General features: G+C 68.8%; 11 protein-coding genes and 1 pseudogene. 6 read left to right on the top strand and 6 right to left on the bottom strand.

Translation table 11 applies throughout. The features are described from left to right. Both Q1V87_RS10210 and Q1V87_RS16305 read right to left on the bottom strand, forming a co-directional pair. The coding region (locus Q1V87_RS10210; protein WP_366945434.1) for an FAD-dependent oxidoreductase at nucleotides 1-1122 on the bottom strand (1122 nt) is incomplete at its 3' end. Continuing rightward, nucleotides 1010-1552 (bottom strand): pyridoxamine 5'-phosphate oxidase family protein, encoded by a 543-nt coding sequence (locus Q1V87_RS16305; protein ID WP_366945432.1) that lies wholly within the window; start codon nucleotides 1550-1552, stop codon nucleotides 1010-1012. The genes Q1V87_RS16305 and Q1V87_RS10210, both read right to left, overlap by 113 nt. Nucleotides 1553-1615: 63 nt before the next feature. On the opposite strand from Q1V87_RS16305, the pseudogene Q1V87_RS10205 reads away from it, so the two are divergent. After that, nucleotides 1616-1798: pseudogene (locus tag Q1V87_RS10205) on the top strand (AraC family transcriptional regulator); the annotation flags it as partial. A 14-nt stretch (nucleotides 1799-1812) separates the two neighbouring features. Here Q1V87_RS10205 and Q1V87_RS10200 read toward each other — a convergent pair. Further along, nucleotides 1813-2781 carry a squalene cyclase gene (locus Q1V87_RS10200; protein WP_300592244.1) on the bottom strand — a complete coding sequence of 323 codons (969 nt, stop codon included), beginning with the start codon at nucleotides 2779-2781 and terminating at the stop codon, nucleotides 1813-1815. A gap of 107 nt (nucleotides 2782-2888) precedes the next feature. Between Q1V87_RS10200 and Q1V87_RS10195 the strand changes: the two genes are divergently transcribed. Further along, the gene (locus Q1V87_RS10195) at nucleotides 2889-3302 is read left to right on the top strand and encodes a VOC family protein (RefSeq protein WP_300592241.1); all 414 of its coding nucleotides are present in this window, start codon (nucleotides 2889-2891) and stop codon (nucleotides 3300-3302) included. A 24-nt stretch (nucleotides 3303-3326) separates the two neighbouring features. Here the strand turns inward: Q1V87_RS10195 and Q1V87_RS10190 are convergent, their stop codons facing one another. Next, nucleotides 3327-4016 (bottom strand): aspartate/glutamate racemase family protein, encoded by a 690-nt coding sequence (locus Q1V87_RS10190; RefSeq protein ID WP_300592238.1) that lies wholly within the window; start codon nucleotides 4014-4016, stop codon nucleotides 3327-3329. An 86-nt stretch (nucleotides 4017-4102) separates the two neighbouring features. Here Q1V87_RS10190 and Q1V87_RS10185 point away from each other — a divergent pair, with 86 nt between their 5' ends. The 3 genes from Q1V87_RS10185 (at nucleotide 4103) to Q1V87_RS10175 (ending at nucleotide 6884) form a co-directional block, all read left to right on the top strand. Continuing rightward, nucleotides 4103-5059 (top strand): LysR family transcriptional regulator, encoded by a 957-nt coding sequence (locus Q1V87_RS10185; protein WP_292708739.1) that lies wholly within the window; start codon nucleotides 4103-4105, stop codon nucleotides 5057-5059. 49 nt (nucleotides 5060-5108) lie between these two features. Further along, nucleotides 5109-5909: an alpha/beta fold hydrolase gene (locus Q1V87_RS10180; RefSeq protein WP_292708741.1), complete on the top strand. Its 801-nt coding sequence runs from the start codon at nucleotides 5109-5111 to the stop codon at nucleotides 5907-5909. A gap of 189 nt (nucleotides 5910-6098) precedes the next feature. Further along, the gene (locus Q1V87_RS10175) at nucleotides 6099-6884 is read left to right on the top strand and encodes a dienelactone hydrolase family protein (RefSeq protein ID WP_300592236.1); all 786 of its coding nucleotides are present in this window, start codon (nucleotides 6099-6101) and stop codon (nucleotides 6882-6884) included. A gap of 11 nt (nucleotides 6885-6895) precedes the next feature. Here the strand turns inward: Q1V87_RS10175 and Q1V87_RS10170 are convergent, their stop codons facing one another. Continuing rightward, nucleotides 6896-7243: a hypothetical protein gene (locus Q1V87_RS10170; RefSeq protein WP_300592234.1), complete on the bottom strand. Its 348-nt coding sequence runs from the start codon at nucleotides 7241-7243 to the stop codon at nucleotides 6896-6898. Between the two features lie 96 nt (nucleotides 7244-7339). Beyond that, nucleotides 7340-7795, bottom strand: coding sequence for a GNAT family N-acetyltransferase (locus Q1V87_RS10165; RefSeq protein WP_300592233.1), 456 nt, complete (start codon nucleotides 7793-7795; stop codon nucleotides 7340-7342). A gap of 69 nt (nucleotides 7796-7864) precedes the next feature. On the opposite strand from Q1V87_RS10165, the gene Q1V87_RS10160 reads away from it, so the two are divergent. Further along, nucleotides 7865-8506: aldo/keto reductase (locus tag Q1V87_RS10160; protein WP_300592231.1), on the top strand; the 642-nt coding region annotated here is incomplete at its 3' end.

Here is an 8506-nt window from a genome sequence, read left to right as displayed (position 1 = left end):
CGGTGCTGACTGCGCGGGCAGCGCGTGCGGGATGTCATCGCGTCGCAGCAGGCTCCAGTCGGTGGCATCCGCGCCCCAGATCTGAGTGACGTGCCGCCGCACCTGCACCTCCGTTGGCGCCTCGTTGACGCTCCCGCGCGTCGCCCGCTGCAGCAGACACGTCGCCTGAACGAGGTGCATGCCCTTCGGCGCATACGAGGGCACGGCGTGCGACATCACCGCCGTGTTCACGACCGGTCCGGCGCGCGTGCCGTCGACGGCGATCATTCCGGATGCCGAGGGCGCGGTATCCGTCGCAAACCACCACGTCTGCAGGCCGCGAGTCGGCGGCACGGGAATCGACGTAAGTGCGGATGCCGCATCCGGCCCGACCGCGACGATCACCGCTCCTGCGATCACCGGGGCTGTCCCGGCGACATCGACCTCGACGCCGGTGGCAGTCTCACGGAGTGCGGTCACCCGGCGCTGCACCGCAATCTCAGCGCCGAGCGTTCGCGCGTAGGCGGCAAGCTGTTCGGGAAGAGCCTGGATGCCACGTTCTGGCAATCCCGGTCGCCCCAGCGCGAACATGCGGATCAACAGTCGGACGAAGGCGTCGGAGGTGTCGAAGCTGCCGTCAGCGATGACACCGGAGAGGAACGGCTCGAGCACCTCGCGCCGCAGCGGGCCGGTCAGCCCAACACGATCCCACGCTTCACGTACCGGCAGATCGCGCCCGACCGTCGCCCGGCGGATCACCCTCCGGGGGGCCAAGAGCGCCGGCAAGGCCCATCGCGCAAGTCCGGCAGCCTCCCGCGGAGCGAGAAGACCACTGCGAAGCGCGGCAGTGAGCATCGACGGATGCCGGCGCGGGTCGGCCAGCACCTCGACGCCGTGCTCGCGTCGAACGTGTACGCCGACGGGGAAAGGCTTCAGGCGCAGAGCCTGAACATCGATCCACCGACGCACGGCGGGGTAGGCGGGATTGAGCACCTGGAACCCGCGGTCGAGGAGGAAGCCGTCGACGACGTCAGTGCGTTGCCGTCCGCCGACAGCGTCGGCAGCTTCCAGAACGAGAACGTCGCGTCCGGCGTGTCCGAGCGTGATCGCCGCCCGAAGTCCTGCCAGCCCGGCACCGATCACGACCACATCGTGGTGGGGAGCGTGTGCCATAACTGTTCTCCGGGCTCAGTGCTACGGGGCGACGAGTCCCGCAGAACCCATGATCTTCTCGGGCTGCAGCTCGATCGCGACTCGACGTGGGTTGGGCTGTGGCTGTCGGTATCGCGCCGCGTAGAGTTCCACCGCGCGCGCGACTGCGTCGGGATCCCGCGACACCGTCGCATGCCCCGCGACGCTCAGCCACTGCGGTCCGGCGATCTGGGCGACTGTCGCGCTCGATGTTGCGCACCTTTTGGCTGCCGTCCATTGTGATGATGCGCACCAGGCCATCCGCCAACGTGAATCCGACAGCGATGACGTGAAAGAGGCCCGAGGGCGCGAGGGTCGACAGCGTCGCCAGGTGGTCGTCCGTGACGACGCGCAGGCCGTCTGCGGTGAGAGCCGTGGTCATGCCCTCGATCCTGCCGCACCCGCGTCGACAGTGCGCGCCACATCGTGTGAGACTCGGGACACCATGCCTCCGACTCCCGACGAGCTTCGCGACTTCGTGCTCCTGCGCCGCGTGCGTGACCGCATCGATCGCGAGTACGCCGCGCCCCTGAATGTCGAGGAACTCGCGCGGGGCGCGCACATGTCGGCGGGGTACCTGAGCAGAAAGTTCAAGGCGGCCTTCGGCGAGAGTCCGTACTCGTACCTGTGTCGCGAAGCAGGTCACGCGGCCGATTCGCCGCTGACCGCGGCATCCCAGCGCCCGAGCGCGCGCAGGGCGAGGAATGTCACCCACTTCGATGGTTCGCCCGGTTCGACATCCAGCGGGAACCAGACAGCGCCGTCGAGCTTCTCGCCCTGCAGCCATCGCCCATCCGACTGCCGGGCATCCCGCACTCGTTCGATGGCCTCGGCGATGCGGGAGTCGGGGCGTACGCCATCGTGCGCAGCCGCCTCGGTGAAGTAGTCGACCGCCTTCAGCGCGGTGTGCGGGTGACGGTACGGGTACATCAGCAGATCGGCCCATGAACCCACCGGTTCGCCGGTCGCCAGACGGTAGCGCAGGCGCCGCTCGAGCAGATACTCCTCACCGCGGTGGCGGACCGCCGTCAGGGTGTCGTCACCCGTGAGCTTTTCATACGCCAGGATGCCGCGCACCGCGTTGATCGTGGAGTGGAACGACGACCGCGTCGACCCTTCCACCCACTCGCAGTTCCACCCACCGTCAGGAAGCGCTTTCGTCGCGAAGAACTCCACGATCGGTGACACGTCGGCCCTGAGCCAGGCGCCGTTGGCGAGGGTCATTGCGTTGATGCAGACGTCGGTCTCGCCATCCCAGTACGGCAGGTCGTCATACTCCCACCGCGCGTTCTCGCGCAGCTTCTCTGCCGTGCCCGCCAGGGCCGCGGCATCCAGTCCCCACTCGCGAAGCGTCGTGAGGGTCCAGGTCGTCGCGGTCCAGGGCTGGCCGGGTCCCTCGCCCCGATACCCGGCCGGAAAGTAGGCGCCTCCCGCCCACTGGCCATCGGCATCCTGCACCGCGAGCAGCCGCGCAGCATTGCCCTCGTGTGCCATGCTCGCCCGCGTCGCCTGCCACACATCTTCGGGCGCTCCGATCAGATCGCGCTGAACCTGCCACCGTAGTGTCGGGTCGGAATCCAGCAGCCACTGCTCGAGGTCGTCACGGTTCATGCCCGAAGGTTAGGGCAGGTCGCCGACACGCAACAGGGGGTCGTGAGGAGACGGGTTGATCAGGAATCGAGAAGCGCAGACCGGAAGCGGCGACTACCGTGAGCGGTATGCAGACCACGATCCACTCGAGCTTTCTTCCCCACCTCGACCCCGAGGAGTCGCTCGTCTTCTATCGGGACGTTCTCGGATATGAGGTGCGGCTGGATGTCGGGTACGAGGACATGCGCTGGATCACAGTGGGCCCGGCCGGCCAGCCCGACACCGCGATCGTGCTGCATCCGCCGGCCGCCACCCCGGGACTGACCGACCAGGAGCGCACGACGCTGCTCGAGCTGATCACGAAGGGCTCGTACTTTGGGATCAACCTCGCAGCCCGCGACCTCGACGCAACCTTTGCGGCACTCGAGGCTGCCGGCGCCGAGATCGTGCAGGAGCCGATCGATCAGGACTACGGCGTGCGGGACTGCGCGGTGCGCGACCCCGCCGGCAACCTCATCCGCATTCAGCAGCTCACCGACTGACGCGCCGCACTCCCGGGCCCCGGCTCACACGAAGGCTGCTTCGACAGCCGCCTCGATGTGCAGGCGGGCCGTCGGAAAGACCGGTACCGGGCAATCCTCCCCTGTCACGAGCAGTTCGATCTCGGTGCAGCCCAGGATGATTCCCTCCGCGCCCTCGGCGACCAGATCCTCGATGATCCGCCGGTACGTGGCGCGCGACCCATCACTGACGATGCCCATCGCGAGCTCGTCGAAGATCACGCGGTGCACGAGCTCGCGGTCCTTATCCCCCGGGATCACGACATCCAGGCCATGCTCGGCGAGGCGCTCCCGATAGAAGGACTGCTCCATCGTGAACGCGGTCCCGAGGAGCCCGACCTGCGACAATCCAGCCGCCTGGACGGCAGCTGCCGCGGCATCCGCGATGTGCAGCAGCGGAACGTCGATCGCCGCGGAGACCTCGGGCGCGACCTTGTGCATCGTGTTGGTGCAGATGAGCACCATGTCGGCGCCGGCATCCTGCAAACCACGGGCGTGGGTCGCGAGCAGGTCGGCAGCATCGTCCCACCGGTCCTCGCGCTGCATCCGGCCGATCTCGGCAAAGTCGACGGAGTCCAGCAGGATCTTCGCTGAGTGCAGCCCGCCCATCCGGTCGCGCACAGTCTGGTTCGCGATGCGGTAGTACTCCGCCGTGGATTCCCAGCTCATGCCGCCCAGCAGCCCGATCGTTCTCATGTTCCAACGAGACCACTGGGTGATACCTCAGCACAACGGCATACTTGTATGGCAAAACCAAAGCAGTGCTAATGAATAGGGATTCGATGGAGCCGCACGAAACGCACGCTGACCTCGAAGCACCGCGGGCGCTGCCGGCCCTCGACCCCCGGAGCATCCTGATCTTCCGTGAGGTCGGACGCACCGGGTCGCTCACCGGCGCCGCGCAGGTGCTCGGCTGGACCCAGCCTGCCGTGAGCCAGCACGTCCGTCGCCTCGAGGCTGCTGCCGGCGTTCCACTTCTCGCGCGCGAGGGACGCGGGGTCGTGGTGACGGATGCCGGACGTGCCCTGCTGCGCCACGCCGACGCGCTCGCTGCGGCTCTGCAGGATGCCGAACACGAGCTCGCCGACCACGCGCACCTGCGTGCGGGCCGCGTGCGGATCGCATCCTTCCCCTCGGCCAGCGCGACGATCGCGGCGCGTGCCGTGAGCGACCTGGCCGAGAGATTCCCGGGGATCGACCTGCGGCTGGAACAGCTCGAACCACCGGAGGCTCTTCGCGCGCTCGAGGAAGGCGCGTGCGACATCGCGATCGTGTTCGAGTACGACGATGGGCACGTGTCGGTGCCGGTTGACGCTGACCGCACGCCGCTGGCCGTCGATCCGCTGCAGATCATCCTTCCCCCCGGGCATCCGCTGACGGCCCGAGCAGAGATCCGTCTCGACGATCTTGCCGACGAGCAGTGGGTTACCGGATGCATCAGCTGCCGCCGTCACCTGCTGACCTCGACCTCGGCCGCAGGGTTCACTCCCGACATCCGTCACAGCACCGATGACTACGTCGTCGTCCAGGCGCTGGTCGCGACGCGCATGGCAGTGGCAGTTCTTCCCTCCCTTGCCGTGCGGGCGAGCCGGAACCCGGACGTGACGGTCCACCCCCTCGCCGACCACGCCCCGCGCCGGGTCTCGGCGATCACCCGGCGAAGTGCCCGGTCAGTGCCGTCGGTCGGAGCAGCGCTCGCGGCGATTCAGCGGGCAGCACACGCACTGAACGCGCCGTGACTTTCGGCATCCGCCCCGCACCGTGCCCGGGCGGCGGAAGAATGGGGCCATGGATGCCGCACCGCGCCCCCTGACCGAGATGCCCGACCCGCAGTACGTGATGGTGGGCGAGGGGTACCGCATCGCCACCTACTCGTGGGGAGACCCGGACGCCGAGACAGTCCTTGCCGTCCACGGATTCTCGTCGAGCTGCCGCGACAACTGGGTGAACACCGGCTGGGTCCGCGACCTCACCCGAGCTGGCTTCCGCGTTCTCGGTGTCGATCAGCGGGGGCACGGCGCGAGCGACAAGCCGCACGACCGTCGTGCCTATGAGATGCGGGCGTTCATCGACGATCTCGCGACAGTACTTGATACCTACCTGATCGACTCCGCACGGTATCTCGGATACTCCCTCGGTGCGCGTGTCGGATGGCAGCTTGCCGTCGACCGCCCGCAGCTGGTGACCCGCGCGGTGCTCGGTGGCATCCCCGACGGCACGCCACTGGCCCGGCTCCAGCTCGACCAGGCGAAGGCGTATGTCGCCGACGGTGCGCCGGTCACCGACAGGGTCACCAACAACTACGTGACGCTGGCTGAACGGGTGGCGGGCAACGATCTGTCGGCACTCGTCGCGCTCGCCGAGGGCATGCGGTTCGGTGAGGCAGGCGATCCCGATCCTGCCCGGCCTCCCCAGCAGCCGGTGCTCTTCGCCACCGGCAGCGAGGACGCGATTCTTCCGCGATCCCGGCGACTTGCCGATGCGACCCCGAACGGCACGTTCGTCGAGATCCCCGGCCGCCACCACTTCAACACCCCCGGTTCCCGCGACTTCCGCGCCGCCGGCCTGGAGTTCTTCGCCGCGGACTGACATCCGTCATCCGTCATCCGTCATCCGGCTGGCGCCTTGTCGCAACGGCGCATGGGGGGTGCGACTTGCCGGGTGATGGATGCCGGGGCGCGGCGTGTCGGCGAAAGGATGCGCCGTTGCGACCGCCGGCCGCCACCGGCTCATGCGCGGTTGCGGCCGCCCGGTGCCGGTGGGTGATTGACTAAGCGCGTGAGCGAGCTTCTCGCGCGGTGGCGGATGATCCCCTTCGAGCACGAGGGGGTGCGCCACGACGTCTACTACCGGGGCGAGGGGCCGGGAGTCATCCTGGTGCCCGAGCTGCCCGGAGCCACCCCCGAGGTGATCGCCCTGGGCGAGCGCCTGGTTGCTGCGGGCTTTCGGGTTGCGATGCCGTCGGTGATCGGTACGCCTGAGCGTCCCATCAGCGGCGGGTACATCGCGGGCTCGGCGCTTCGTATGTGCGTCTCGCGGGAGTTCGCGGCCTTCGCCCGCCGCGCCGACCGGCCGATCGCGCGCTATCTGCGGGCACTGGCCCGTCAGTTGCACGCGGAATGCGGCGGACCCGGCGTGGGTGTGATCGGCATGTGCTTCTCGGGCGGCTTCGCGCTTGCCGCTGCCGCCGACGAGAGCGTGCTGGCCCCGGTGCTTTCGCAGCCGGCGATGCCGCCTCCCATCGGAGCAGGCCGGGCCGCCACCGGGCTGAGCCTCATCGAGGAGGCGGCAGTCACCCGCCGCGCCTCCGACGGCCTGTGTGCCCTCGGGCTTCGATTCACGCAGGACCGCAGCGTGCCGCCGGAGCGCTTCGCCGCCTTCGAGCGTCTGCTCGGCGAGGGCTGGCGCGCCTTCGAGATCGACTCGTCGCCGGGCAATCCCGACGGTATCCCCGCGAACGCGCACTCCGTACTGACGGATGCCTCGGCCGAGGTCCCCGGCCACCCGACCTATCGCGCGAACGAGCTGCTGGTCGACTTTCTGCGCGAGCGCCTGGCTGGTTGAGCCGCAGACCGTCAGATCGTGACGTCGATAGTTCCCTCGTGGGGACCGCCACACTGCTCGGAGCCGCCGACGCGCACCCACTCCGGCGCGACCGTGGACTCGTTCAGGAGCGCGTCGTCGGCTCCGAATGCGCGAACGGTGACGGATTCTGGGGTCGACATCCCGAGGTCAAAGTTCCGGGTGCTGCCGTCCCGGTCGACGTAGTACCAGAGGTCGGCCAGGTCGCCCGCGGTGTCGCCAGGGCCCCTGACACAGGTCTCACCGTCACAGATCTCGACTGAAGTGACCGACGCGGAGTCGCCGTGCACGGTCACGGTGACGTGGTTGATCCATCCGACCGCGGGACACGCTTCGACCACGTATCCGTTTCCGCCGTGCGCCGAACGAGCCGGCAGCGCGGGCTGGATCGGCGGGATTGGGCTTTTTCGCGGGGGCGCGGCGGGGCGCGGCGGGGATCAGTCGCCGAGCGCCGGGCGGCGCATCGGGACGTGCGGGATGTCGTCCTCCGAGAACGCCGGGCCCGACACCTCGAACCCGAAACGCGCGTACCAGTCTGCGAGCTGGGATTGTGCGTCGAGCACGATCGGCAACCCGGGTTCCCGCTCCTCGCATCGAGCGACGGCGAGACGCATGAGCTCTGCCGCGATGCCGCGCCCGCGGGCTGCGGCGTCAGTTGCCACACGTCCGATGCGCATCTGCGCCGGGTCGCGCAGGATCCGCAGGGTCGACAGCACCTCGTCACCGTCGCTCGCCCACATGAGCTCGGCGCCAGATTCGATATCGCGGCCGTCGAGTTCCGGGTACGCCGCGCGCTGCTCGACAACGAACACACGAAGCCGAAGCCACAGCATGCGGTAGAGCGTCTCGGGCGCGACGTCCGCCGCCGTGGCGCGGTGGTAGGTGACGGGCATGGCCATACCCTAGGGCCTTCGCGGGCGGTTCCCGGCCCGGACGTCGGCGGCGGGTGGCAGAGTGGATGCATGCAGCAGCGCCCCCTCGGAAGAACCGGCCGTCTCGTCTCAGCAATCGGCCTCGGTACGTGGCAACTCGGCGCCGACTGGGGAGCGGTCGACGAGGATGACGCGCTGTCGGTGCTCGCGGCATCCGCCGACGCCGGCGTGACGCTCTTCGACACCGCAGATGTGTACGGGGACGGCCGCTCGGAGAAGCTCATCGGAGGCTTCCTCGCCGAGCGGTCCGATCATGGCATCACCGTGGCGACGAAGATGGGCCGGCGCGTCGACCAGCTGCGCGAGAACTACACCGAAGAAGCGTTCCGGGGCTGGACCGAGCGCTCCCGTGAGAACCTCGGCGTCGACACCCTCGATCTCGTTCAGCTGCACTGCCCACCGAGCGATGTCATCGCGGCCGACGAGCTCTTCGATGCGCTCGACCGGCTCGTCGAAGACGGTCTCATCGGTGCCTACGGCGTCTCTGTCGAGACGTGCGAGCAGGCGCTCTCGGCGGTAGCGCGCCCGGGGGTGACCAACGTGCAGATCATCGTCAATCCCTTCCGCCTGAAGCCCCTCGACGAGGTGCTTCCGGCGGCCGCCGCGGCAGAGGTCGCGATCTTCGCGCGGGTGCCGCTGGCATCCGGCCTGCTCTCGGGCAAGTACACGACA

The organism is Microbacterium sp., assembly GCF_030149085.1.
Lineage (GTDB): Bacteria > Actinomycetota > Actinomycetes > Actinomycetales > Microbacteriaceae > Microbacterium.
Note: the sequence above shows the minus strand (reverse complement) of the source record. Positions and strands in the feature narration are given on the sequence as shown.

What these genes read in the sequence shown, in the direction of transcription:
- Q1V87_RS16305 (WP_366945432.1), bottom strand. Translation starts at nt 1,552, where the DNA reads ATGACCACGGCTCTCACCGCAGACGGCCTGCGCGTCGTCACGGACGAC.
- Q1V87_RS10200 (WP_300592244.1), bottom strand. Translation starts at nt 2,781, where the DNA reads ATGAACCGTGACGACCTCGAGCAGTGGCTGCTGGATTCCGACCCGACA.
- Q1V87_RS10195 (WP_300592241.1), top strand. Translation starts at nt 2,889, where the DNA reads ATGCAGACCACGATCCACTCGAGCTTTCTTCCCCACCTCGACCCCGAG.
- Q1V87_RS10190 (WP_300592238.1), bottom strand. Translation starts at nt 4,016, where the DNA reads ATGAGAACGATCGGGCTGCTGGGCGGCATGAGCTGGGAATCCACGGCG.
- Q1V87_RS10185 (WP_292708739.1), top strand. Translation starts at nt 4,103, where the DNA reads ATGGAGCCGCACGAAACGCACGCTGACCTCGAAGCACCGCGGGCGCTG.
- Q1V87_RS10180 (WP_292708741.1), top strand. Translation starts at nt 5,109, where the DNA reads ATGGATGCCGCACCGCGCCCCCTGACCGAGATGCCCGACCCGCAGTAC.
- Q1V87_RS10165 (WP_300592233.1), bottom strand. Translation starts at nt 7,795, where the DNA reads ATGCCCGTCACCTACCACCGCGCCACGGCGGCGGACGTCGCGCCCGAG.